Raw genomic sequence first — 24,045 nt, 5'->3', positions numbered from 1 at the left:
ACGCCGCGGGCGGACGCCTCAACGCGCACCTGCCGGGCGCAGGTGCCGAATCAACAGGAACGCGGACCCGCCAGTGATCAACAGCAGGCAGGCAAGGCTGAACGGGTCGGTCAGAAAGACCGATACGTCGCCGCGCGAGAACAGCAGGGTGCGGCGCAGGTACTCTTCGAAAGCCGGGCCGAGGATATAGCCCAGCACGATGGGCGTCGGCTGCAGGCCGAGGCGCACCAAGAGCCACCCGAAGATCCCGAAAACCAGCATGGTCCAGACATCGAACATCGAGCCGTGCACCGAGTGCACGCCGATGATGCTGAGCACGACGATCAAGGGAACGAGTTTTCGGAACGGGACGCGCAACAGCGAGGCCCAAACGGCGGCCAGCGGCAGGTTGAGGATCACCAGAATCACGTTCCCGATCACAAAGCTCGCAATCAGCGCATTGAACAGATCGGGATTGTTGGGGATGAAACCGGGGCCCGGCGCCATGCCGTGAATCATCAGCGCTCCGGCAAGCACGGCAATCACCGGGTTGCCCGGTAGACCGAGGGTAAGCAGCGGTATCAGCGCCGATTGTGCCGAAGCATTGTTGGCGGATTCCGGTGCGGAAACACCGGCGATGGCCCCCTCGCCCAAGGGCCGGTCGGGCGTCTTGAAGGCGCGCTCCAACCCGCGTGCCGCCAGCGCCGCCATCACCGTGCTGACGCCGGGAATGGCGCCCAGGATCGCGCCGATCGCGGTGCCGCGCAGCGTGGGGCCGATACCGGCGCGCAGATCCCGGCGGGTCGGCCAGGGCCAGCCGATGGGCGGAATGCGGTCGGGGCGGCTTCCGGTCTCCAGGGCGCGGATCAACTCGGAGATGCCGAACAGGCCCATCACCAGCGGCACGAAGCCGATACCGTCGCGCAGCTCCGTCAGCCCGAGGGTGAAGCGGGGCCTGCCGCCGCCGGAGTCGGTCCCGATAAGGCCGAGGCAGGCACCCACCAGGATCAGGATGACCGCCGGCAGCGGTTTGCCGGGCGCGATCACCGCCGCGGCGAAGAGACCGAGGGCGATCAGCCCGGCAAGGCCGGCAGGAGATATCAGCAGGGACCACTGGGCCACCGGGCCGGCCGCGACGGCGATGAAGACCGCCGTCGCCAGCCCGGCGAAGAGGGACGACAGCGCGGCGATGGCAATGGCCGGGCCGGCCCGGCCGGAGAGGGCAAGCCGGTGCCCGTCCAGCGCGGTGACAATCCCCGAGGTCTCGCCCGGAAGGTTGAGCAGGATCGCCGTCGTCGAACTGCCGTACTGCGCGCCGTAATAGATGGCCGCCAGCATGATCAACGCGCCGGCAGGATCGAGCGCGAAAGTCACCGGCAACAGCAGCGCCAGGGTCGCCGCCGGTCCGATGCCGGGCAGCACGCCGACAACCGTTCCCACCAGCGCCCCGGTGAAGCAGAGAAGGACGTTATCGAAGGTGAGGACGGCGACGAACTGGCCGAGCCAGGCGGAGATGTCCCCCATCTCAGAACGGCCCCCAGGGCCAGAGCCGGGTCGTCGGCGGTAACAGCGTCAGCCCGATTCCCGCAGCCACCATCCCGGCCAACAGCGCCGATGCCGCGAGCGCCCGAAGCCCGCGGTCGCCCGCGCCCCAGCCTGCAACAGCGGCCGTGACGGCGCAGGCCGCGACGAGGCCGGCGACCGGCATCAGCACCGGAAACAGCGCGACTGCCGTCAAGAGAGCCAGGCCGGGCGTCGTGCGGCCGCGAAAACGGGCGCCACCCTCGGGCTCAGCCAAGCCATGGCGTCGCGGCAGCCAAAGCCCGGCCAGAGACGCGGCGAACCAAAGCAGTGAAAGGGCAACGACACCCATCGACAGCCACTGGGCGAACAAGCCCGGTCCGATTCTGCCGCTCACCCAGGCGGGTTGGGTATGGGCCAGGACGAGCAGCAACCCGCCGAGCGCTGCAATAGCAGCCGGCGGAGCGACGGTCGCGGTGACAACCTTGGGCGTTATGGCGGAGGCAGATGGGCGCAAACTGTTGAGAATCCTATGTTTGTGCAGGAGTTATATTGACATTGATTCGCATTCTCAATAAATGACGGCCTAGCCGGCGGTCAATCGCCCATTCAGTCATGCAAGACACCATCGACATCAAGAAGAGAAAGGGAAGCCTCCAATGATCAACAGACGTGCCTTCGTCAGTGCCGCCCTTGCGACGCCCTTCCTTTCCCTGCCCGTTCGATCCGCGCGTGCCGCGGCATGGCCCAAGGCCGGACCGATCCGTCTCGTCGTCGCCTCCGGCGCCGGGGGCAATGCCGATGTGGTGGCGCGCATCGTCGCCGCTGAACTGGAGCCGCGGCTCGACCAGCGTATCCTCGTCGAGAACCTGTCGAAGGCCTCGGGCATGCAGGCGACGGAGGCGGTCAGCAAGGCCGATCCGGACGGCTACACGCTGCTGGTGGGCACGTCCTCGCAGTTGGTGCACAACATCGCGCTGTTCGAGCCGCTGCCGGTCGACATCAAGCAGACCCTGCGCGGCGTTGCCATGATGAACGAAGTGCCGATGATCATGTGCGTCAACAAGGAAGACCCGGCGCAAAGCCTGACCGACATGATCGAGCGGATCAAGGCGAACCCGGGCGACTTTCAGTACGGTTCGGGCCCTGCCGGCACCACCACCCACATCACCGGCGCCCTGTTCCTGTCGCGGATCGGCGCCGACATCGTCCACGTGCCTTATCCGAAGAGCGGCGAAGCGATGCGCGACCTTATCGCCGGCCGCCTGAGCTTCGTCTTCAATCCTTCGCTGACCGCGGTGGTGCAGGTGCGCGACGACGCTGTGCGCCCGCTGGGCGTCTCGGCGGCGGCGCGGCTCGATGCGGTGCCCGAGATCCCGACGATCTCGGAGGCCGGCCTTCCCGACTTCGTCTCCCAGACCTGGAACACCATCTCTGCGCCCTCGGGCACCCCGGACGAAATCGTCCAGGCCCTGAACGAGACGGTCAACGAGGTGGTGCAGTCCGGCGCCATCCGCAGCCGGCTGGAAGACCTCGGCTCCATCGTCCCGGCGGCGATGACGCCGGCTGAGGTGGATGCCTACTACACCCGCCAGCGGGACATCTGGATTCCGGTGGTGCGCGGCACCGGCGCGCGGCGCGGCTGATTCAGTCGCCGCAAGGGGGCGATGGCCGCGCGCCTAGGCACACGTTCCCGGCCCAAACCCGGGAGATGCTCCGGCGCGCGGTCATCGGCTGCGGCAAGACCGGCAGTCTGGAAACCCAACGGCCACGAGGATGGCCCGGTAGCCCGTCACCACAGCGCGGGCCTGGCGATCATCAGGACAAAGATCCCGATCAGGCTGACAAAGCCGACCCAGCCGAGGCGCACCCAGAGCCTGAATGCCTGCCAGAAGCGATCAGGCAGTTCTGACCCTTGATCCATGGCGGTGACGGCCAGACGCTGCAGGTCCAATTGCAGCTTCACCACCACCAGCCAGGCTGCGCCGGCCGTTGCGTACAGCAGATAACTGAGCAGCAGCCAGGGCGCGGTCAGGTCATGGCCGGCCAGATGGACCAGCCACAGCCCGGTCGCAAGCTGGATAAAGCCCGCCGGCAGCGTAAACAGCCAGTCGGCCAGCACCACTTGGCGGGCCACGCGGGCAATGCCGGCGACGGCGCCGCTGCGACAGGCCACATACATGTGAAAGGCGGTGCCCAGACCGGTGCCGAAGAGAATGAAGGCGCTGAAGATATGCAGCCCGCGCACCAAAACATAGGGATCCATCACCGCTCTTCCGCCAGCACCATCTGCACCAGCACCAGCACGAGGATCGGCAGGTTCTTCAGCAGGGGTCCGAAGGGGTCGGCCCACAACGCCGGGGCGGCCAGGGTCAGCACCGCGGTGTAGCCGGCGATCACCACCAGCTGCAGCAGCCCCGTGAGGCGCGGGCGCCAATTGACCGCCAGCAGCGCGGCGATCACCAGGTCGAGCAGCGAGGTGGCGATGGCCGTGACCGTCGCCAGCGCCGGGGGCAGACCGAGGCCGGTCAGCAGCGGCAGCGCGAAGGCCTTGAGGGTCGCCAGCCCCAGCAATCCGGAGATCAGCCACAGCAGCACCAGGACGCCGCGCAGCAGCGGGCGCAGGAGGTAGAGGCGGGCATGCCAGAGGTCCTGGGTCTGGGCCGGGCGCCGTTGCAAACGCTCAGAAAGCAGTGTCGGCTGAAAGCCGATGGCCTCGGCAAAACCGGTCTCCCGTCCCGCGTTGCCGTACTCCATCTGGGCCAGCGCGGTAGAGGACAGCGGACCGCGGCCGAAGAGATCCCCCAGCCGGCAGAGCGCGCGGACCAGGGACAGCGGGATCGGCAGCGGCCGCGCCGGCGGGCGGCCCAGCCAGGCCCGGTATTGGGCGACGATGGACCTCAAGGTTTCGGTCTTGGAGCCGACCGGCTCCAGCACGCGGCGCGCCAGATCGGCCCGCTCCAGGCAGGTGATCACCGTCCGGGCGAGGTCTTCGACATGCAGCGGGCGAAAGGGCTGGCTGCCGTCGCCGACCAGCGGCGTCACCCCCGGGAAGGCCGCCAGGGCGCGCAGCATGGCGGTGCCGCCGTAGGCGCCCTCGCCGTAGATCAGCGAGGGCCGCAGCACGATCCAGTCGAGATCGAGACCCTTCAGGTGATCATCGGCACGCTTTTTGGAGAGCGCATAGTCTGTCCCGACTTCCGCGTCCGCGCTGATGGCGGAGATCTGGATCACGCGCTTCACACCGGATTCCCGGCAGGCGTCGAAGAGTGCCGTCGGCGCCAGGTGATGGATCGCCTCCATGTCCTGCCCGCGCCCGCCGTGCAACACCCCGGCGCAGTTGATGGCGGCGTCCACATCCACCAGGCGTTCGCGCCAGATGGCCGGCGTGGTGTCGCGGTTCATGTCGGCGGCAATCGTTTCGATATCCGGAAAGCGGGCCGAGAGCTTGGCTGGATCGCGCACAGCCGCCACCACCTGATGCCCCGCTGCGATGAGCGTGGCCGTCAACTGGGCACCGATGAAGCCATTGGCGCCGGTCACCAAAACCCGCATCGAAAACAATTCCCCGACAAGTCTGCCGCGGAGTCTAACCGGGCCACGGTGCAAGCGATAGAGGACGGCTTGCCGCGGCTCAGTTCGCTGGGAAGGCTGGCGGCAGCGGCATCTCCTTCTGCTCCATGACGCGGCGGGCGCGGTCCGGGTAGTCGGTGATGATGCCGTCGACGCCGAGATCGATGAGGGAGGCCATGTCGCCGGGGTCGTTCACCGTCCAGACCACCACGCGCAGGCCCAGGGCCTGGGCCTCCCGCAGGTCCTGTTCCTTGAGATCGCGATAGTAGGGCGACCAGACGGCGCCACCCGCCGCCTTTACCGCCGCCGGCGGCGTCACTTCGGACCAGTCGATGGCAAGTCCGCCGATCCAGGGCGAAGGCGCACGTGCGCCGCGCCCCAGGGTGTCGAGCCAGGACTGCTCGGCGGTGAGGTAGACCGTTTCGATGTCCGGCGCCATCTCCTGAACCCGCAACAGGCTGCGCCAGTCGAAGGACTGCACCGCCGCCCGCCCGGCAACGCCGGCGGCGCGGATGGCCGCGACCAGGGCATCGGCGAGGGCCGCCGGCTCCGCCGAGTCATCGGGCGACAGCGGCGATATCTTGGTTTCGATGTTGTAGCGGATCTGCCCGCCGCTCAGCGCCTCGGCCCGCGCCAGAACCTCGGCCAGGGTCGGGATGGCGACCCCGTCCAGGCCCTGCTGTTCGGGATAGCGCTGGGCGACGCGGCTGCCCGGGCGGGCGCGGCCGATGTCGTAGGCCGCCAGTTCGGACCGTGTGAGGCCGATCAGCGGCGCGGCGTCCTCCTCCTCCAGCCAGTTGCCCGCCGCATCGCGGGTGCGTTCCGGCATCAGCCGGCGATCGTGATGCACCACCACCACGCCGTCGGCGGTCATCACCGTGTCCAGCTCCAGGGTGGTGACGCCCAGCGCCAGCGCCGCCTCGAAGGCCGGCAGGCTGTTCTCCGGCATCAGGCCACGGGCGCCGCGATGACCCTGCAGATCGAAGGCCCTGGCCTTGAACTGGCCCTCCGCGTCGGGCGGCTGGGAGGCAAGGAAGAGGCTGACCGGCGCCAGGACCAGCAGAACCGCCGTAACGATGAGCCAGAAGCGCGAGCCCCGCGAGAGCCGGCGCCCCTCGGCCTTAGGAGACCTCTCCTCCTCCGTCATCGCCGGCGGTATCCTCCCTCCCCAAACCGTCCAGGGCCGCGCGCATCCACTGGCCGGTTTCGCACGCCAGGGGCTCCTCTGCGTCCTCCAGCACCGCCGTCGCGGCGGCAAGCTGCGCGGGTGTCTTATTCTGGCTGAGCTTGGCCTTCGCTTCCAGGCGGGTGAGCGGAATCTTGAAGGCCACGACGCCGCGCATCATGGAGGTCATGAAGCGCTCCTCCAGGCCGGCGGTGGTCCAGGGTGTGTCCGTGCCCGATTCCTGAACGCTGACCAGGCGGTCCAGCAGAGCCCGGACCTCCGCCGGGTCGTCGATGATCTCCGGCAGGCCGTAGGCATGGACCGCCACGTAGTTCCAGGTTGGAACGGTGGGCGGGCCGCCGCCGTACCAGGCCGGCGAGACGTAGCTGTGCGGCCCCTGAAAGATCGTCAGAGCCTCGCCGCCCGCCTCGGCCAGCGCCGCGAAGTCGTGCCACTGCGGATTGGTCCGGGCCATATGCGCCCAGAGCGTCCCTTCCGGGCCAAGTTTGGGGTCGAAAGCGAAGGGCAGATGGGTGGCCTGGGGCACGCCGGCAGGCGCGGTCACCAGCAGACCGAAGTCGTAGCGCCGCACCACCTCGGCAATCTGCCGGCGGTCGTCCAGGCGAAAGGCCTTGGGCACGAACATGGCAAAGCGTCCGGATTTGAGACAACGGTACGCTAGCCTAGGGAGGCGTGTGGCCCACTGAAAGAACCACTCATGGCCGGAATCGGCAGACCACTTCGGCTGGGTCAGCGCTGCACCAGCCGATAGACCACCAGGGCGGTGAGGCCGTAGACGAAGTTCAGCGCCAGGACCGTCGGCCAGGCGGTCACCGCGCCGAGGCCGAGCTTAGCCAGCAGCGAGGGCGCCAGGGTCAGGACGGCCAGCGCCAGCACCGCCCCCCAGGCGCCACGCAGCAGACGGTAGATCAAGGGGACCAAAGCCACGAAGACGATGCCGATGACATAGCGGTTCGGCACCACGGCCAGCCGCTCGAAGAGATCCGGACGCAGGAACAGACCGGCCGCCGCCGCGTTGGCGAGGGTTCCAGCGGCGCCGGCGAGGAGGACGGCCAAAACCGTTCGAACGATCATCGCCTAGAGATAGGGGAAGGCGCCGCCGTTCGCCAGGAAATCAGGGTCTGCAGAAACGGGCAAAGGACTGTCCTCTAACCCTTGCGCTCGACCATCAGCTTCTTGATCTCGGCGATGGCCTTGGCCGGGTTGAGGTTCTTGGGGCAGGTCTTGGTGCAGTTCATGATGGTGTGGCAGCGGTAGAGCCGGAAGGGGTCTTCCAGTTGGTCCAGGCGCTCGCCGGTCGCCTCGTCGCGGCTGTCGGCGATCCAGCGGTAGGCCTGCAACAGGATGGCCGGCCCCAGGTAGCGGTCGCCGTTCCACCAGTAGCTCGGGCAGGAGGTGGAGCAGGAGAAGCAGAGGATGCATTCCCAGAGGCCGTCCAGCTTGGCGCGCTCCTCCGGGCTCTGCGGGCGCTCGCGCTCCGGCGCCGGCGTCTCCGACTTCAGCCAGGGTTCGATGGAGGCGTACTGCGCATAGACCTGCGTCAGGTCCGGCACCAGGTCCTTTACCACCGGCAAGTGGGGCAGCGGATAGACCTTCACCTCACCGCCGATCTCGCTGAGGTACTTGGTGCAGGCCAGGGTGTTGGTGCCGTCGATGTTCATGGCGCAGGAACCGCAGACCCCCTCGCGGCAGGAACGACGGAAGGTCAGGGTCGGGTCGATCTCGTTCTTGATCTTGATCAGCGCGTCGAGAACCATCGGCCCGCAGCTGTCCAGGTCCACCTCGAAGGTGTCGACCTTCGGGTTTTCGCCGTCGTCGGGATTCCAGCGATAGACCTTGAAGGTCTTGGTCTTGCCGGCGTCCGCCGACTTCGGCCAGGACTTGCCGGTGCCGATCTTGGAATTGGCGGGAAGTGCGAACTCAGCCATCGAATTCTTTCTCTAAAACCAGAGCCAATAGTCCGGGAACTTTCGCTGCATGCTTACCGGGCGCTTAGTAGACGCGCGCCTTGGGCGGGAAGGTCTGAACCTCGTTGGTCAGGGTGTTGAGGCTGACCGGGCGGTCGCCGAAGCGCACCTTGCCGTCCTCGCCGCACCAGGCCAGCGTGTGTTTCATCCAGTTCACGTCGTCGCGGTCCGGGAAATCCTCGCGGGCGTGGGCGCCGCGGCTTTCCTGGCGGTTAGCGGCGGACTCCATAGTGATCTTGGCCTGGAACATCAGGTTGTCGAGTTCCAGGGTTTCGACCAGATCGGAATTCCAGATCATCGAGCGGTCGGTGACCGCTACGTCGCCGCGCTTCTGCCAGGCGGTATCGAGCTTGCCGACACCCTCGTTCAGCGACTCACCGGTGCGGAACACGGCGGCATGGCCCTGCATGGCGCGCTGCATTTCCAGGCGCAGTTCCGCGGTCGGGATATCGCCCTTGGCGTGGCGCGCCTTGTCGAGGCGGTCCAGGGCGTTATCGCCGGCATCCTCGGGCAGCGGCCGCTGGCTGTCGCCCGGGGTCAGGATCTCGGCGCAGCGCTTGGCCGCCGAACGGCCGAAGACCACGAGGTCGAGCAGGGAGTTGGAACCCAGCCGGTTGGCGCCGTGCACCGAGACGCAGGCCGCCTCACCGATGGCCATCAGGCCGGGCACCACGGTGTTGGGGTCACCGTTCTTCTCGGTCACCGCCTCACCGCTGAACAGCGCCGGGATGCCGCCCATGTTGTAGTGGCAGGTCGGCAGCACCGGGATCGGTTCCTTGGTCACGTCGACGCCGGCGAAAATGCGCGCCGATTCCGAGATGCCCGGCAGCCGCTCGTGCAACAGCGCCGGGTCCAGGTGTTCCAAGTGCAGATGAATGTGGTCGTCGCCGGCACCGACGCCGCGGCCGTCGCGGATCTCCATGGTCATGGCGCGGCTCACCACGTCGCGGCTCGCCAGGTCCTTGGCCGAAGGCGCATAGCGTTCCATGAAGCGCTCGCCCTCGGAATTGGTGAGATAGCCGCCCTCGCCGCGCGCACCCTCAGTGATCAGGCAGCCGGCGCCGTAGATGCCGGTGGGGTGGAACTGCACGAACTCCATGTCCTGCAGCGGCAGGCCGGCGCGCGCCACCATGGCGTTGCCGTCGCCGGTCTGGGTATGGGCGCCGGTGCAGGAGAAATAGACCCGGCCGTAACCACCGGTGGCGATGATCACCATCTGCGCTTTGAAGCGGTGGATGGTGCCGTCGTCCAGGTTCCAGGCCATCAGACCGCGGCAGGAGCCGTCTTCCATGATCAGGTCGAGGGCGAAGTATTCGATGAAGAACTCGGCGTGCTGGCGCAGGCTCTGCTGATAGAGGGTGTGCAGCATGGCGTGGCCGGTGCGGTCGGCGGCCGCGCAGGTGCGCTGGGCGATGCCTTCGCCGTAATGGGTGGTCATGCCGCCGAAGGGACGCTGATAGATCTTGCCGTCCTCGGTGCGGCTGAAGGGCATGCCGTAGTGTTCCAGTTCCAGGATCGCCGGCGCGGCTTCGCGCACCATGTATTCGATGGCGTCCTGATCGCCCAGCCAGTCCGAGCCCTTTACGGTGTCGTACATATGCCAGCGCCAGTCGTCCTCGCCCATGTTGCCGAGGGAGGCGGAGACCCCGCCCTGGGCCGCGACGGTATGGCTGCGGGTCGGAAAAACCTTGGTGACGCAGGCAGTTTTCAGGCCGGCTTCGGCGAGACCCAGGGTCGCCCGCAGGCCGGCGCCGCCGGCGCCGACCACGACGACGTCATAGGTATGATCGACTACCTCGTAGGACTTGGTCATGCGCGGCCCTCAGTTCGTTCTGCTTTAGGTCTTGGGTTACTCGGTACCAACGTCAAAAGCCGGCCTCAAGCGCGCTCGAAGAGCAGCAGCAGGACCGACAGAATCCCGGTGAGGGCTAGAACGACCGACGCACCTTTGACCAACAGCAGCCCGGCGATCTTCAACCCCTCCTGATGAACGTAGTCCTCGATCACCACCTGGACACCCAAATAGGCGTGATAGAATGTCGCAGCGATCAGCAGGATCAGCAGCCCGGCAACGACGGGCGAACCGGCCCAGGCGGCAACCGCCGCATGGTCGGCGCCGCTCAGCGACACCACGGCGACGCAGAACCAAAGCGTCAGCGGAATCAGCGCCAGGGCGCTCAGTCTTTGGGCCCACCAGTGGCCGGTGCCGTCCTTGGCGGAACCCAGTCCGCGTACTTTTCCGAGGGGGGAACGCAGGCTCATCTCAGGCCCCTCCCATCGACATGTAGCCGAGAACCCAGCTCAGAACCGTCAGCACGACGCTGGCCGCGACCACCGCCCAGCCGCTGCGCTCCGCGGTTTGCATCTCGAAGCCGAGACCCGCGTCCCAGAACAGGTGCCGGATGCCGTTGCTGAGGTGATAGAACAGCGCGAAAGTCCAGCCGAACAGCAGCAGGCGCCCGAAGATCGAGCCGACCAGTTCCTGCGCCGTCGCAAAGGCCGTCGGCCCGCTCGCCGCCGCCGCCAGCCAGTAGATCAGCAGCAGCGTGCCCACCGCCAGCGCGATACCGGTGATGCGGTGCAGGATCGACAGCATTGTGGTGATCTGCGGCCGGTAGACCTGTAGGTGGGGGGAAAGGGGCCTGTTGGAACTGCTCATATGCGGCTGCCTTTGGGCTCTGCGTCGGTTTGAGTGCCTGTGTTGATGCGACTGAACTTAAGCATCATCTTGTAAGAGGAGTGCCCGCGCAAAGAATTCATGGCGCAGACCGCAGTCATAGAGCGTAAGTCTGAACAATACCTCTAGACGGAGGTGATTTAGACCGCAGCGCAACACAAGTCAACGCAGGCACCCTTCAAGCGGCTCACGAGGGCCGAAAACACGCCAATATATCATAATCTTAAAGGTCCTTTGGCGAGAGCAGGGCGGTCTTTTCGAAATCCCGGGAATCGACGCGATGATGCATCGCAACGACGCCCGGTTACAACCAGGCGGATCCAGAGCCGGCGACAGGCGATTCGCAGCCGGCGGCAGCTTCCGTTTCCGGGTCTTGTTAACCCTTGTGGACAGAGCTGTGGGCAAGATGTGAAGGAATTGTGCAGCACCGGCGAAACTATGCACAAGATTTTGAGGCATTGCAGAAATTTCGTGTTGTCGCTCAAGATGATTCGGGCGAGCATCTTCTTGCACGCGAAAGCGCCAGATGGCGGTGAAAGCGGCCCTTCGGGGGGTTTCGGCCTCTCGGGACGCAACCTGAAGCAGTAGGGATCTCACGGTCCCGGCGGTGGAGGGAAGCGGCGGTCTCGGAGAACTTCGGTTCCCGTGATTTCGGTGACGGCAGGCCTTCGGGTCAGACGACACAGGGGTCACGGTCTTCGGATCAGAGAGCGCTGGTACCAAGAACTCTCTCGGGAGTTGGCGGTGCCGGGACGTGGAGCCAAGGTCTGGGGGCGGGTGGTTTCTTCGGAGACGACTTGTCCGGCGCCGGTGGTCGGGTTGCCCTGCAGTTCTTGACCGCTGGTTTGGAGGGTGTCGGTCAGACTCTGTACCGTCATCTTCCGGCGACGGCCGCTCCCCTTCCCCGTGTCGGGGGGCTGGCCAGTCCGGGACGGCGGAGCCTTTCACGAGGTTCTGCACGGTTCCCAGGCAGCGGAGACTTCGCTTGCGGAGACTCTGCAGCCAAAGAAGCGGCTTCTTCGGAAGCGGTTTCTCGGGAATCGGGATCAGGAGGCGTGCCCTGCGCCGCCGCCTGACGGGTGACAGTTCTTCGGAGCGGTTGCCTGGGCCCGGTCGGAACTGCCTGCAGCGCAGCGAACTTCGGTTCGCGGCAAAGCGAGCGGATCAGAGGTCGGAAGAAGACTGCAAAGTCGGGAAGGTGCCATCCGGGTGAGTTCGCTCCCCTCGGGGAGGGTTTTGATCTCGCTGCGCTCTATCGGTCACGCCAGGCCCGGTATCTGCGCGCAGATTTGAACAAAGAACTCACTGGCCGCTGCGATCGCGCTGAGCTGGATCCAGCTCTCGAGGCGTCGGGTGTTGCCCTTTCTTCCGGGGCACAGCGCAGAAGAGGTTTCCTCCTCTGCACCCGGCGCCTCATTCATTACACGAGCGATTCGCCGCTTTCAACCAAATTTTGTACTCTCTCGACAATAAAACACAATACTTGGCGCTATCCCCAAGATGTAGTCGCTTTTATGCGCGTGGCATCAGGACACTGTAGTCGAGGTCCAGGACCACCGCGGGATGATACCGTCCGCCCCCATCGCTGCCCTCCGTCCCTTTGAACGGAAAGTCACCGCAGGCGTGGTCCTTGGCGGCGACCGTGCGCAGGCGCAGTACGGCAAGATCACTGCGTCCCGGCAGCGCCGTCTTCTCCAGCACCTCCGACCAGGCATAGATCGTATCGCCGGCGAAACTCGGGGCGGCGTGGGTGCCGGCGTTGATCGACGCCAGCTTCACCGCCGCGCCGAGGCCGTTGAAGCTGAGCGCACGGGCCAGGGAGATCACATGGCCGCCGTAGACGATGCGGCGCCCGAAACGCCCCTTGCCCTCGGCGTGCTGATTGAAATGGACCCTCGCTGTGTTCTGATAGAGCCGCGTGGCAAGTTGATGCTCGGCCTCTTCGATGGTCATGGCATCGCCGTGGTCGATCTTCTCGCCGACCTGATAGTCGTCCCAGCGGTGGGGACTGCCGGCGGCAACCGGATCGAAGGCCAAAAAGTCGAGGCCGTCGGGAATCGTCAGCTCTTCGGCGGCTACCGCGCCCGGCAGGTCCGGCACAACCGGCTCCGGCGCCGCCGATGCCGGATCCTTCTTGCGCACCATCACCCAGCGGATGTAGTCGGCGACCAGGGCGCCCTCCTGGTTCACGCCCCGGGTCCGCACATAGACGACGCCGGTCTTACCGTTGGAGTTCTCCTTGACGCCGATCACCTCGCTCTCGGCGCTCAGCGTGTCGCCGGGATAGACCGGGGCGCCGAAACGCCCGGCGGCATAGCCGAGGTTGGCGACTGCATTGAGGGAGACATCCGGCACCGTCTTGCCGAAGACCACATGAAAGACCAGCAAGTCGTCCAGCGGCGCCCGGGGCAGCCCAGACTGCCGGGCAAAGACATCCGACGACTGCAGCGCGAAACGCGATCCGTAGAGCGCCGTATAGACTGCCTGATCGCCGGCGGTCAGGCTGCGCGGTGTCGCGTGGCGCAACACCTGGCCGGGCTGGAAGTCCTCGAAGAAGTTGCCGGTATCCGCCTTGCTCATCGGCCCAGGTCTCCTTTAGATCGGCCCCTCTAGACCGGACTCGCTCTAGGCGGCTTTTTCCATTTCGGAGATCGCATCAGCCAAGGCGACCAGCCGTTCGGCCGCTTCGACATGCAGGTTCTCCACCAGCTTGCCGTCGACGACGACAACGCCCTGGCCGGCCGCCGCCGCCTCGGCATGGGCGGCAATGATCTTGTGCGACCAGGCGACTTCTTCCTCCGACGGGGCGAAGACCTCGTTGGCCTTGGCGACGGTCTTGGGATGGATCAGGGTCTTGCCGTCGAAGCCGAGTTCCTTGCCTTGGACGCAGTGGGCGGCAAAGCCTTCGTCGTCGGAAAGATCGAGGTGCACGCCGTCGACGATGGCGATGCCGTAGGCCCGCGCCGCCAGGATGCAGAGGCTGAGGCTGGTCAGTACCGGCAGGCGCTCTGGCGTATGGGCGGCCTGCAGGTCCTTCACCAGATCGGAGGTTCCCATCACCAGGCAGGTGATGCGCGGAGAAGCGGCGGCCACTTCCTGGGCGTTCAGCATACCGAGCGGGGTTTCCATCATGCACATGATGCCCATATCGTCGGGCGCGCCCGCGGCGGTCATGCGCGCTTCGAGATCGCGCACCATGGCGGCCGTCTCGACCTTGGGCAGCAGGATCGCATCGGCGCCGGAGGTCGCCATGGCCTTCACGTCGTCATCGCCCCAGGGGCCGTCGAAGCCGTTCACCCGGACAATCAGTTCCCTTGCGCCGTAACCACCCGCGGCAATCGCCTCGACAATCTGCTGGCGGGCCACCGCCTTGGCGTCCGGCGCGACGGCGTCTTCCAGATCCAGGATCAGCGCGTCGGCGGGCAGGCTGCGCCCTTTTTCCAGGGCGCGGGCGTTGGAGCCAGGCATATAGAGAACCGAGCGGCGGGGCCGGGCGGCAGTCGACATAGATCATCTCTCCCTTGGAAAGGCGGCCCCTTGGAAAGGCGGCCCCTGGAATAAGGTGTCCCCTTGATAAGGCGACACGGGATGGAACGCGGCGCGACTATAATGCAAGCGCGCCCTGTGGCAAGCTGCGCCCCCATGAACGTGATTTCTGTTCAATCCCACGTGGCCTACGGCCATGTCGGCAATGCCGCGGCGGTCTTTCTGCTGCAGCGGCTGGGGCTTGAGGTCTGGCCCGTGCATACCGTCCAATTCTCCAACCACACCGCTTATCCGGATTGGCAGGGCGAGGTCTTCAGCGCCGACCATGTCGCCCGGCTGATCGACGGTCTGGCGGCGCGCGGGGCCCTGGCGCGCTGCGACGCGCTGCTGACCGGCTACATCGGCGATCCTGCTCTGGGCGCGGTGATCCTGGACGCGGCCGAGCGCATCCGCGCCGCCAATCCCGAAGCGATCTGGCTCTGCGATCCGGTCATGGGCGATCGCGGCAAGGGGCTGTTCGTACGCGAAGGCGTGCCCGCCTTCATGCGCGAGCGGGCGCTGCCGTCGGCCGACATCCTGACCCCCAACCTCTTCGAGCTGGAGATCCTGAGCGGCCGCAGTCTGAACAGCGAGGCAGAGACCCTCGCCGCCGCGCAGGCTCTGCTGAGCCAGGGACCGAAAGCCGTTCTTGTCACGTCACTTGAGCAGGCCGGCCTGGAGCAGGCGGGGGAACAAGCCGGTCTTGAGCAGGCGGGCGGCGATGAGGCGACCGTCGCCATGCTGGCGGTCGCCGCAGAGGGCTGCTGGCGCGTCACCTGCCCGCGCCTGCCCATCGACCCGCCGCCCAACGGCGCCGGCGATGCGGTGGCTGCCCTGTTTCTGGGTTTCGTTCTGAAAAGCCGGGCGCTGCCGGAGGCGCTCGCCGCCGCAGCCGCGTCGATCTTCGAGGTGCTGCAGACCACCCTGGACAGCGGCGAAGCGGAACTGCAAATCGTCGCCGCCCAGGACCGGCTTCTCGATTCCCGAACCCGCTTCTCTGCAGCAAAAGTCTCCTGAGAAAAATTCCCTAAGCGCCGCGGCCTTCCCTTTTGCCGCCGTTTTGGCTATCACTGCGCCGTCAGCAACCGAAGGGCAGCAACCACTTTGCCATCGTAACCGCCGGTCTCACCAGTTCCACCAACCAAAACGGCACGCCCCCGCGCGTTGCCGAACCGATGAATATGAGTTCCTCTTGGTGGCGGTTCGAGACCGGTATGGCACGGCTGGATCTCGGCCGGCTTCTTCGCCTGCCCTGCGCCTGACCTCCTTCTCATCGTAAACCGTCGCCACACCGTGGCCGCTTGGCCCCTTCTTGCCGTCGTCTTGACGAACTTCCCAATGGGAAGAGCAAGCCGGCATGTCCGATGTTTTACGCGTCCTTTGGACGATCGTTCCGCAAACCGCCCCGCAACCCTGGCTGCCCTGCAGCCGCTGCCACAACAGCAGAGCCTTTCGAAGCAGCGACAAGTTCAGGATCAACGCCAACGGCAAACGCCTCGATGCCTGGCTGATCTACAACTGCACGGCCTGCGGCAACACCTGGAACCGGCCCCTGCTGGAGCGCAGAACCGTGAACGGCATCAGCCCCGAATTCCTGGCCCAACTGCAGGCAAACGATCCGGAAACCGCCCGGCGCCTGGCTTTCGACCTTGGCGGCCTGCGGACCAAAGCTCAGAAGGTCGAGACTTTCCCCCAAGCGCTCGTGCAAAAGACGCTGATGTCCGGCAGCGCGCAAACGGCGGGGCGGCTGGAGATCGATTTTGCCGTTCCGGTTGCGGTAAGCCTGCGGCTTGACCGGCTGCTTGCTGGGGAACTCGGCCTTTCCCGCAGCCGGCTTCAACACCTGCAGAACCAGGGCCGCCTGACCCTTTCTCCACCGCGGAAGGGAAAGCTGCGAAATCCGCCTGTAGACGGAATGCGGATGCTCATCGATCTTTCGCAGATGTCCGAAGCCGCGGCCATCGCAGCGGCGGGAGTTCACGGCTGAGGCGCGGCCGCCTCCGTCTCGGACAGCACCCAATCCAGGAAGGCCCGCACCCGCGGATCGGCAAGGCGCTCGCTGAGATAGACGAGGTAATAGCCCTTGCCGGTCAGGACGCTGAGTTCGAAGGGCTGGACCAGAAGGCCGGCGGCGACTTCCGCGTCGACATAGCCGGAGTACCCGAGAACGATGCCCTGCCCAGCAACCGCCGCGGCCACAGCCATGGAATAGTCGCGGAACTGCAGCGTGCCAGTGGGCTCGAAATCGTCGATACCGGCGGCCTCGAGCCAAAGCGCCCAGTCGTGATAACTCTCGCGAATGATTACCTGGGATTCCAGCGCCTCAAGAGGCGACATCCCGGCGATACGCTCGCGAACCGCTGGCGCGCAGACCGGCGAGACCGAGAACTTCAGGAACGGCACGACCTCCTCTCCGGCCCAGCCCCCTTTGCCATAGCGCAGGGCGACGTCGGCCTCGCCCGCCTGCAGATCGACGACCTCGTAGGTGCTGAGCAGGGCGGTGTCTATATCGGGATGCCGCTCTCTAAAGCGATGGAAGCGCGGCATCAACCAGCGCAGCCCCACCTCGGAGGTGAGGCTGATGGTAAGCGGCCGCGAGAGATCGGGCGCCAGCAGATCCGCGGTCGCGCGGCCCAGTTCGGCAAAGGCGCCCGCCACGCCTTCCCGGTACCGGCTTCCGGCGGAGGTCAGGGAAAGCCCCTTGGGTGAACGCTGAAGCAGAAGCACCCCCAACTCCTTCTCCAGTCCACGGATGCGGTGACTGACCGCGCTCCCGGTGATGCCGAGAAACTCGGCGGCGGCGGCGAGGTTTCCCAATCGGGCCACGGCCTCGAAGGCCTGCAGGCCTCTAAGCGAAGGAAGTCGTCGCACAGCTTTTCCTCTCTTGAGAAAACCTCAACAGCTATTGCAGCCTTCGCGTTTGAAAGTCCAGTCATACCAGACGATCTTTAGCAGATGATTAGAGATTTTCTCAATAAATTCGGCAGCAGCGGCAAACGGTTCTCGCCCCGGCAGCCGGGCGGCTGCGAGGCGGCCCTGCCCCGAAATCTCACGAGGCTCCTGGTGAGCGGTCCGGCGGGCGGCACCGACCCGGTGCTCTGGACACTGTTGCTGAACAAGACCCCAAAGCGCCGCTAAAGCGGCGTTGTTCGGGTCAGTCCGCCGCCATCTCCACTTCCCGGCGGCGGCCCAGCCGCGCCATCCAGTCGGCAACCTCCGGATCGTGCTTGATTCGATGCCCGTAGTGCCGGCGCAGCGCCGCCGTCAGCCTGCCCTCTCGTCCCAACAGGTCGTCGGCATAACCGATCATGATGGAATTGGGCCAGGCCTGCGGGCGGATCTCTCTCAGCCTTGCAAAGAGCCGGTCCTCGGTTTCGCCCGGATGAACCTGGGCCAGGAGCGTCAGCATGGCTGCGGTCGAGCGCGATACGCCCATGTGACAGTGAACCAGAAGATGTCCGTCGCTGCGGGCTTCCCGCGACGCCGCCAATTCCTCGCCGAACTGCAGAACCTCGGCGACATGCTCCGGCCCGGGCATGACCTTGCCGTCAAGCGGCTCGATGATGTCGTGAAAGTTCAGCGTGATCCGATGATGACTGTCGTAATTCTGAAAAGCCTCCAGCGCCGGTGAACCTGGATCGATCAAAGACAGCACATGGGTGACGCCTAGTGTGCCGTGGTTCGGCAGTTCATCGATGCCGCAGACAGTCAAAACGGAAATCGAAATGGGTTTCACTCAACAGATTCGTTGTCGGACACAAAAGACTCGATGTCGCATCGACCGGGAATCGATCACGCCCGGCGACTGGCACTCGCCAGCAGGCCGGCGGCGGCCAGCAGCAGGCCACCGGTAATGCGGTTCACCAGAGCCGCACGGTCGCGCAGCAAGGGGGCGAAGATCTTGCCCGAGAGCACATAGGCAAAGGCCGCCAGACACTCGGTCGCCAGAAAGGTCGCGCCCATCACGGCGAACTGGGGCAGCGCCGCCTCGCCGGGCACGAGGAACTGCGGAAAGACCGCGGTAAAAACCAGAATCGCCTTGGGATTGCCGACAGCCACCAGGAACTCGCGGCGCGCCAAAGCCGCAACCGACAACCTGTGCCCAGCCCCGGCGGCCGGCACGGCAGACGCCGCCGCAGGCGCCATCAGCGCCCGCAGGCCGAGGTAGACGAGATAGGCAACGCCCGCCCACTTGATGATCTGGAAAGCCAGTTCAGAGGCCGCCAACACCGCACCCAGGCCCGCCGCAGCGATGACGATCATCACCAGGAAAGCGGCAAGGCGGCCGCCGACCGCCGCCAGCGAGGGCGCCGCCCCGAAGCGCAGCCCGTTGGTCAGGGCCAGCAGGTTATTGGCACCAGGCGAGAGACAGATCAAAACCGCCGCCGCCAGAAAAACGAACCAGGTGTCAAAGGTCATGAACTGCTCCTCGGACCGGATGCCGGGCGGCGGCGGCGGAAACCGCCCGGCAGTCTTCGTTCCTACAGGTAATCGCGGGCGAGGGTCTCGCCGATCTGCACGGCGTTCAAGGCCGCGCCCTTGCGCAGGTTGTCGGATACCACCCAGAGCGACAGCCCGTTGTCGACCGTCGGGTCGCTGCGGATACGGCTGACGTAGACCTGATCTTCGCCGGCGCATTCCGCCGGGGTGACGTAGCCCTCGTTGGCCCGGTGATCGACCACGGTGACGCCGTCCTGGGCGTTCAACACCTCCCGCGCTTCCTCTTCGGAAATCGGGTTCTCGAACTCGAGATTGATCGCCTCGGCATGACCGATGAAGACCGGCACGCGCACGCAGGTCGCCGTCAGTTTGATGGCCGGATCCAGGATCTTCTTGGTCTCCACCATCATCTTCCATTCTTCCTTGGTGAAGCCGTCATCCATGAAGCTGTCGATGTGGGGAATGACGTTGAAGGCAATCTGCTTTGTGAACTGCTCCGGCTTCACCGGCTCATTCACATAGATGCCGCGGGTCTGGTTGAACAGCTCGTCCATGGCGTCCTTGCCGGAGCCGCTGGTCGACTGATAGGTCGCCACGACGGCCCGCTTGATCCGCGCCTTTTCGTGCAGCGGCTTCAGGGCCACCACCATCTGGATGGTCGAGCAGTTCGGATTGGCGACGATGTTGCGCTTGGCATAACCGGCCAGCGCCTCGGCATTCACCTCCGGCACCACCAGCGGTACATCCGGGTCCATGCGAAAGTGCGAGGTGTTGTCGATCACCACCGCGCCCTTCTTCGCCGCCCGGGGCGAAAACTCGGCGGAAATCTTGGCGCCGGGCGAGGAGAACACGATATCGGTGCCCTTGAAGTCGAAGGCCGCCAGGTTCTGGACCTTTACCTCATCGTCCTCGCCGAAGGAGACCTTGCTGCCGACCGAACGCTCGGAGGCGAGCGCCGCCACGTCGTCGATCGGAAACGCGCGCTCGGACAGCGTCTTCATCATCTCGCGGCCCACGGCGCCCGTCGCGCCGACCACTGCTACTCTGTATCCCATGACCTCTTACCTATCTGCCTTTCACTTCGACTGCCCCACGGCCTCTTGGCGCATCGCCGGAAACCGCGGGAGGGGTAGGCCCCGAAAGGGCGCCCGTGTTAAATCAGAGTTCCAGCGACTCAACAAGCGAGCCCGTGGAACCAGGGAGTTGGCGACTTGGAACGCTCTAAAACCTATCAGGCCTTCTGGCCCCGCTATCTGGGCGAACACCGCAGCGCGGCGACCCGCGGCCTGCATTACCTGGGGACGGCCCTGGGCCTTTTCCTGCTGGCCGGCGGTATCGCCTCCGGCCTCTGGTGGCTGTTCCCGGCGGCGCTGGTCTGCGGCTACGCCTTTGCCTGGCTGGCCCACGCCCTTGTCGAGCGCAACCGGCCGGCAACCTTCACCCATCCGCTGTGGTCTTTTGTCAGCGACTTCCGCATGTTCTTCGCCTGGCTCGGCGGCAGCCTGACCGGCGAGTTGCGACATCACCTGCCCCAAAACACCTGAGCAGTTAACCTGCCTGCTTTGATGAAGTCCCGAAAAGGCGCCCCTTAAACCGAAAGGCCGCCCAGAGGGACGGCCTTTGGTTTCGTCCATGGGTCTGGCGCCTAATTCTTGGCAGTCTCCGGGGTGGTGGTCTTGATCACCGGGGTCGACTGCTGGGCGTCCGCCGTGACGACGGGTTTCGTGCTCTGTACCGTATGGGAATAGCCGCAGCCGGCCGCAAAGGCGGAGCCCGCGAACCCGGCGACGCCTGCCGCAACCATCAGGGCGGTAAGGGTCTTCTGCATCAAATCATCTCCCATTGGAGCTAAGACCCGGCACCATAGACCCTGGTCCGCAAGGGGTCAATTGAAGGAATTGTGACCCCACAGTCGCCGGAGACGCCCGCGAGCAATAAAAGGCAGACCTGTCATCTCGCCGGGAAAATCGGGAAAATGGCGCTGTCATGCTTCGAGACGGCGTTTCACGCCTCCTCAGCATGAGGCCAACCTAGGTGAAGCCCTCATCCTGAGGAAGCCCCGCAAGGGGCTGTCTCGACGGATGGCCAAGCCCCCTCGACCTCAGGTCAACAACCCCTTCAGAACGTGATCTTGCCCTGCAGGGCGATGATGTCGATCGAGGCTTCATAGGTCCCTTCCAGGCTACCCCGAAGGGCATTATTGGGATCGTCGAAGCCCAGGTCGATATCGGCATCTGGCAGGAAGATGTGGGTATAGCCCAGAGACAGCGACAACCAGTCATAGGGGTCGTAGGAGATGCCGCCGGAGATCCAATAACGGTCCTCGTCGGGGATCCGCGGGGTGCGGGTATCGTCGGGCACCGGCGACTGGTCGAAGGCCACCCCCAGCTTGAAGGTCCAGTCGTCGAAGGGCTTGTAGGTTCCGCCCAGGGCGAAGAACCAGCTGTTCTCCCAACTTTCCAGGGTCACGCTGTCGGCCTGGGCCGGGTTGTCGAATTCGATGCGCAGCTCCTGGAAGCGGCTCCAATGGGTCCACTGGACCTCCGCCATGATCGCCAGCTCGTCGTTGATGTCCTGATGCAGGCCGATGCTCACCTGTTCCGGCAGGGTCACGCTGGTCTGGGCCCCGCCGTCGACAAACTGGCCCGTCAGCGCCGAAACCGTGTTGCCGACGCCGCTGCCGAGATCGAAGGCGGCGTCGCCCTTGGCGGTATGGGCGATCTGGGAGCGGTAGCCGAGGCCGATGCGGGTCCCCTCCACCGGCGTTATCGTCAAGCCCAGGGTGAAGCCGAAGCCCAAGTCGTCTGCACGCAGTTTGGCGCGGCCGTCCTCCTGCCCCGCAATGCCGCCCAGGCCGTCACCGATGGTGCCGAAGTCGACGGCATTGGTCAGCTTGGCATCGAGGTACTGGGCAACGAAGCCGACGCCGACAGCCAGATAATCGTTTATCCGGAAGGCTGCGGTCGGCGAGATGTTGATGGTGGTCAGCCGCGAGTCCAGCGCGTGGTAGCGGCCCACCCAACCCTCCGGATTGGTGGTGACAAGCCCGAAGGGCGAGGTCACCGCCAGCCCCAGGCGCACGTTCTCGGCCGGCGAGATCATGGCGTAGGTGGCCGGCACCAGGGCGTCCTTGCCGATGTCGTCGAGACCTGTGAAACCGGCGGCGTTGCCGATGGCCCCGCCTGCCTGAAAACTGCCGCTGCCGTCCTTGAACTCGGACTGCGGAATAATAAGGCTGCCGACTGTGACGAGCTGGTTTCCTTCATGAAAGGCCATCAAGGAAGGGTTGAAGAACATCGTCGAGATGTCCTCGATCCCAGTGGACGCGCTGGCGAAAGAATGGCCCTGGGAAGAACCGCTCTGCTCTTTGATGGCAAAGCCCGCCGCCCAGGCTGTCGCCGGGCCAAGCGCCGCAGCCGCAAACCCAATGGAGAGGAAGAGTCGATGGATCCTCGACCGCGAAATGGCCACTGGAACGCCCCCCAGTTTGATTATTATGGTTGTAATCAAACTATAGCGGCCGCCCGAAAGAGGTAGAACAAGCGAACCACCTGCGCCCCAAAAAAAGCACAGTGGGAAGCGCACCGCCGAGGCGGTGCTAAAAAGGCCGAAGGATGAAGCTTCTCGGCTTTAGGCGGCGCGCTTGTCCAATGCGGCCAGCAGGGCCGCGCCCATCTGCTCGGTAGAGATCACCGGCGCGCCCGGAGCGGCGATGTCGCCGGTGCGGTTGCCGGCGGCCAGCACGTCCTGCACCGCCTGTTCGATGAGGTCGGCATCCTCGCCCAGATCAAAGGAGTAGCGCAGCATCATGGCGAAGCTCAGCAGCGTGGCCAGGGGATTGGCCTTGCCCTGGCCCGAGATGTCTGGCGCCGAGCCATGCACCGGCTCGTAGAGCGCGGCGCGGCGGCCGTTCTCGTCAACATCGCCGAGCGACGCCGAGGGCAGCATACCGAGAGACCCCGTCAGCATGGCCGCGGCATCGGACAGCAGGTCGCCAAAAAGATTATCGGTGACGATGACGTCGAACTGCTTGGGCGCGCGCACCAGCTGCATCGCACAGTTGTCGGCGTACATGTGGCTGAGCTCCACGTCGGCAAAGTCCGAGGCATGCAGCTTGGTGACTTCTTCGCGCCAGAGAACGCCTGATTCCATCACGTTCGCCTTTTCCACCGAACAAAGCCGGTTCTGGCGTTTTCTGGCGAGGTCGAAGGCGACCCGGGCGACACGGCGGATTTCCGGCGTGGTGTAGACCTGGGTGTTCACGCCCCGGCGGGTGCCGTCGGCCAGGGTTTCGATGCCCCGCGGCTGGCCGAAGTAAACGCCGCCGGTCAGCTCCCGCACGATCATGATGTCCAGGCCGGAGATCACTTCCGGTTTCAGGGAGGACGCCTCCACCAGCGCATCGAAGCAGAGCGCGGGCCTGAGGTTGGCAAACAGCGCCATGTCCTTGCGCAGGCGCAGCAGGCCGCGCTCGGGCTTGCGCTCAAAAGGCAGATTGTCCCAATTCGGTCCGCCCACGGCGCCCAGCAACACCGCATCGGCATTCATTGCCTTTTCAACCGTGGCATCGCTGACCGGCGCGCCTTCGCCGTCGATGGCGGCGCCGCCGACCAAGCCTTCGTCGACGTCAAAGCCCACGGCGCGGCGCTTGTCCATCCAATCGATGACCCGGCGCACCTCACCCATCACCTCCGGGCCGATGCCGTCACCCGGCAGGATCAATAGTTTCTTGTTGGACGCCACGCTGCGCCTCCTCCCCGATCAAACATCATTTGAAATCTTGGGGCCGCTTGGGCGGCCCCGGTCTGGAACCGCCGATCTAGAGCCAGGGCTGGCTGATCTTGCGGTTTTCTTCGAAAGCCGTAATGGCTTCGGCCTTTTCCAGGGTCAGCCCGATATCGTCGAGACCGTTCAACAGGCAGTGCTTGCGAAAGGCATCGATCTCGAAACGGATCTTGCCGCCGTCCGGGCCCGTAATCTCCTGCTTCTCCAGATCGACCGAGACCACGGCATTGGCGCCGCGCTGGGCGTCGTCCATCAGCAGGTCAACCTGCTCCTGCGGCAGGGCGATGGGCAGAATGCCGTTCTTGAAGCAGTTGTTGTAGAAGATGTCGGCGAAGCTGGGGGCGATGACGCAGCGGATACCGGCGTCCAGCAGCGCCCAGGGCGCGTGCTCG

At 65.4% G+C, this 24,045-nt stretch carries 25 protein-coding genes; 4 read left to right on the top strand and 21 right to left on the bottom strand.

Annotated elements, in window-relative coordinates:
* Positions 1–18: 18 nt before the first annotated feature.
* Both Q0982_RS11590 and Q0982_RS11585 read right to left on the bottom strand, forming a co-directional pair.
* A complete protein-coding gene (locus Q0982_RS11590) occupies positions 19–1,503 on the bottom strand; it encodes a tripartite tricarboxylate transporter permease (protein WP_299395573.1) in 1,485 nt (494 codons plus the stop codon).
* 1 nt (position 1,504) lies between these two features.
* Complete coding sequence (locus Q0982_RS11585) at positions 1,505–2,017, bottom strand: hypothetical protein (protein ID WP_299395572.1); 513 nt, start codon at positions 2,015–2,017, stop codon at positions 1,505–1,507.
* A gap of 142 nt (positions 2,018–2,159) precedes the next feature.
* Between Q0982_RS11585 and Q0982_RS11580 the strand changes: the two genes are divergently transcribed.
* Positions 2,160–3,146 carry a tripartite tricarboxylate transporter substrate binding protein gene (locus tag Q0982_RS11580; RefSeq protein ID WP_299395570.1) on the top strand — a complete coding sequence of 329 codons (987 nt, stop codon included), beginning with the start codon at positions 2,160–2,162 and terminating at the stop codon, positions 3,144–3,146.
* A gap of 146 nt (positions 3,147–3,292) precedes the next feature.
* On the opposite strand, the gene Q0982_RS11575 is transcribed toward Q0982_RS11580, so the two are convergent.
* From Q0982_RS11575 to Q0982_RS11525, 11 genes are all read right to left on the bottom strand, one after another.
* A complete protein-coding gene (locus tag Q0982_RS11575; protein ID WP_299395568.1) occupies positions 3,293–3,766 on the bottom strand; it encodes a DUF2269 domain-containing protein in 474 nt (157 codons plus the stop codon).
* Positions 3,766–5,055 carry an NAD(P)H-binding protein gene (locus tag Q0982_RS11570; protein WP_299395565.1) on the bottom strand — a complete coding sequence of 430 codons (1,290 nt, stop codon included), beginning with the start codon at positions 5,053–5,055 and terminating at the stop codon, positions 3,766–3,768. The genes Q0982_RS11575 and Q0982_RS11570 overlap by 1 nt, the downstream gene beginning before the upstream one ends.
* A 79-nt stretch (positions 5,056–5,134) precedes the next feature.
* The gene (locus Q0982_RS11565) at positions 5,135–6,220 is read right to left on the bottom strand and encodes a glycerophosphodiester phosphodiesterase (protein WP_299395563.1); all 1,086 of its coding nucleotides are present in this window, start codon (positions 6,218–6,220) and stop codon (positions 5,135–5,137) included.
* Entirely contained in the window at positions 6,195–6,884 is a 690-nt protein-coding gene (locus Q0982_RS11560; protein WP_299395561.1) for an FMN-binding negative transcriptional regulator, read from the bottom strand. Before Q0982_RS11560 ends, Q0982_RS11565 begins: the two co-directional genes overlap by 26 nt.
* A gap of 104 nt (positions 6,885–6,988) precedes the next feature.
* Entirely contained in the window at positions 6,989–7,315 is a 327-nt protein-coding gene (locus tag Q0982_RS11555) for a hypothetical protein (RefSeq protein ID WP_299395559.1), read from the bottom strand.
* Between the two features lie 92 nt (positions 7,316–7,407).
* Positions 7,408–8,187 (bottom strand): succinate dehydrogenase iron-sulfur subunit, encoded by a 780-nt coding sequence (locus Q0982_RS11550; RefSeq protein WP_299395556.1) that lies wholly within the window; start codon positions 8,185–8,187, stop codon positions 7,408–7,410.
* A gap of 64 nt (positions 8,188–8,251) precedes the next feature.
* On the bottom strand, positions 8,252–10,039 hold the full coding sequence (sdhA, locus tag Q0982_RS11545; protein WP_299395554.1) for a succinate dehydrogenase flavoprotein subunit: 1,788 nt from the start codon (positions 10,037–10,039) through the stop codon (positions 8,252–8,254).
* A 65-nt stretch (positions 10,040–10,104) separates the two neighbouring features.
* A complete protein-coding gene (gene sdhD, locus Q0982_RS11540) occupies positions 10,105–10,488 on the bottom strand; it encodes a succinate dehydrogenase, hydrophobic membrane anchor protein (protein WP_299395551.1) in 384 nt (127 codons plus the stop codon).
* A gap of 1 nt (position 10,489) precedes the next feature.
* Complete coding sequence (gene sdhC, locus Q0982_RS11535) at positions 10,490–10,885, bottom strand: succinate dehydrogenase, cytochrome b556 subunit (RefSeq protein WP_299395548.1); 396 nt, start codon at positions 10,883–10,885, stop codon at positions 10,490–10,492.
* A gap of 1,530 nt (positions 10,886–12,415) precedes the next feature.
* Positions 12,416–13,483 (bottom strand): MaoC family dehydratase, encoded by a 1,068-nt coding sequence (locus Q0982_RS11530; protein WP_299395546.1) that lies wholly within the window; start codon positions 13,481–13,483, stop codon positions 12,416–12,418.
* Between the two features lie 45 nt (positions 13,484–13,528).
* Positions 13,529–14,410 (bottom strand): CoA ester lyase, encoded by an 882-nt coding sequence (locus Q0982_RS11525; RefSeq protein ID WP_299395544.1) that lies wholly within the window; start codon positions 14,408–14,410, stop codon positions 13,529–13,531.
* Positions 14,411–14,545: 135 nt separating this feature from the next.
* Here Q0982_RS11525 and pdxY point away from each other — a divergent pair, with 135 nt between their 5' ends.
* Positions 14,546–15,445, top strand: coding sequence for a pyridoxal kinase PdxY (pdxY, locus tag Q0982_RS11520; RefSeq protein WP_299395542.1), 900 nt, complete (start codon positions 14,546–14,548; stop codon positions 15,443–15,445).
* A gap of 340 nt (positions 15,446–15,785) precedes the next feature.
* Positions 15,786–16,415: a DUF1062 domain-containing protein gene (locus tag Q0982_RS11515; protein ID WP_299395541.1), complete on the top strand. Its 630-nt coding sequence runs from the start codon at positions 15,786–15,788 to the stop codon at positions 16,413–16,415.
* Here the strand turns inward: Q0982_RS11515 and Q0982_RS11510 are convergent.
* From Q0982_RS11510 to Q0982_RS11495, 4 genes are all read right to left on the bottom strand, one after another.
* A complete protein-coding gene (locus Q0982_RS11510; protein ID WP_299395538.1) occupies positions 16,406–17,299 on the bottom strand; it encodes a LysR substrate-binding domain-containing protein in 894 nt (297 codons plus the stop codon). The two genes, Q0982_RS11515 and Q0982_RS11510, sit on opposite strands and share 10 nt — an antisense overlap.
* Before the next feature lie 283 nt (positions 17,300–17,582).
* Positions 17,583–18,164 (bottom strand): tyrosine phosphatase family protein, encoded by a 582-nt coding sequence (locus tag Q0982_RS11505; protein ID WP_299395536.1) that lies wholly within the window; start codon positions 18,162–18,164, stop codon positions 17,583–17,585.
* A gap of 56 nt (positions 18,165–18,220) precedes the next feature.
* A complete protein-coding gene (locus tag Q0982_RS11500) occupies positions 18,221–18,847 on the bottom strand; it encodes a LysE family translocator (RefSeq protein WP_299395533.1) in 627 nt (208 codons plus the stop codon).
* A gap of 62 nt (positions 18,848–18,909) precedes the next feature.
* Positions 18,910–19,923, bottom strand: a complete 1,014-nt coding sequence (locus Q0982_RS11495) for an aspartate-semialdehyde dehydrogenase (RefSeq protein WP_299395532.1) — start codon at positions 19,921–19,923, stop codon at positions 18,910–18,912.
* A gap of 156 nt (positions 19,924–20,079) precedes the next feature.
* Between Q0982_RS11495 and Q0982_RS11490 the strand changes: the two genes are divergently transcribed.
* Entirely contained in the window at positions 20,080–20,412 is a 333-nt protein-coding gene (locus tag Q0982_RS11490; protein ID WP_299395530.1) for a DUF962 domain-containing protein, read from the top strand.
* 101 nt (positions 20,413–20,513) lie between these two features.
* Here the strand turns inward: Q0982_RS11490 and Q0982_RS11485 are convergent, their stop codons facing one another.
* From Q0982_RS11485 to leuD, 4 genes are all read right to left on the bottom strand, one after another.
* A complete protein-coding gene (locus Q0982_RS11485) occupies positions 20,514–20,696 on the bottom strand; it encodes a hypothetical protein (protein ID WP_299395528.1) in 183 nt (60 codons plus the stop codon).
* 290 nt (positions 20,697–20,986) lie between these two features.
* On the bottom strand, positions 20,987–22,339 hold the full coding sequence (locus tag Q0982_RS11480) for an OmpP1/FadL family transporter (RefSeq protein ID WP_299395526.1): 1,353 nt from the start codon (positions 22,337–22,339) through the stop codon (positions 20,987–20,989).
* A 159-nt stretch (positions 22,340–22,498) separates the two neighbouring features.
* On the bottom strand, positions 22,499–23,611 hold the full coding sequence (gene leuB / locus Q0982_RS11475) for a 3-isopropylmalate dehydrogenase (protein ID WP_299395523.1): 1,113 nt from the start codon (positions 23,609–23,611) through the stop codon (positions 22,499–22,501).
* 76 nt (positions 23,612–23,687) lie between these two features.
* Positions 23,688–24,045: 3-isopropylmalate dehydratase small subunit (gene leuD, locus Q0982_RS11470; RefSeq protein WP_299395522.1), on the bottom strand; the 358-nt coding region annotated here is incomplete at its 5' end.

Source organism: Pelagibius sp. (assembly GCF_028281305.1).
Lineage (GTDB): Bacteria > Pseudomonadota > Alphaproteobacteria > Kiloniellales > Kiloniellaceae > Pelagibius.
The sequence above is the reverse complement of the archived record's forward strand: the minus strand, read 5'-3'. Positions and strand labels throughout refer to the sequence as shown.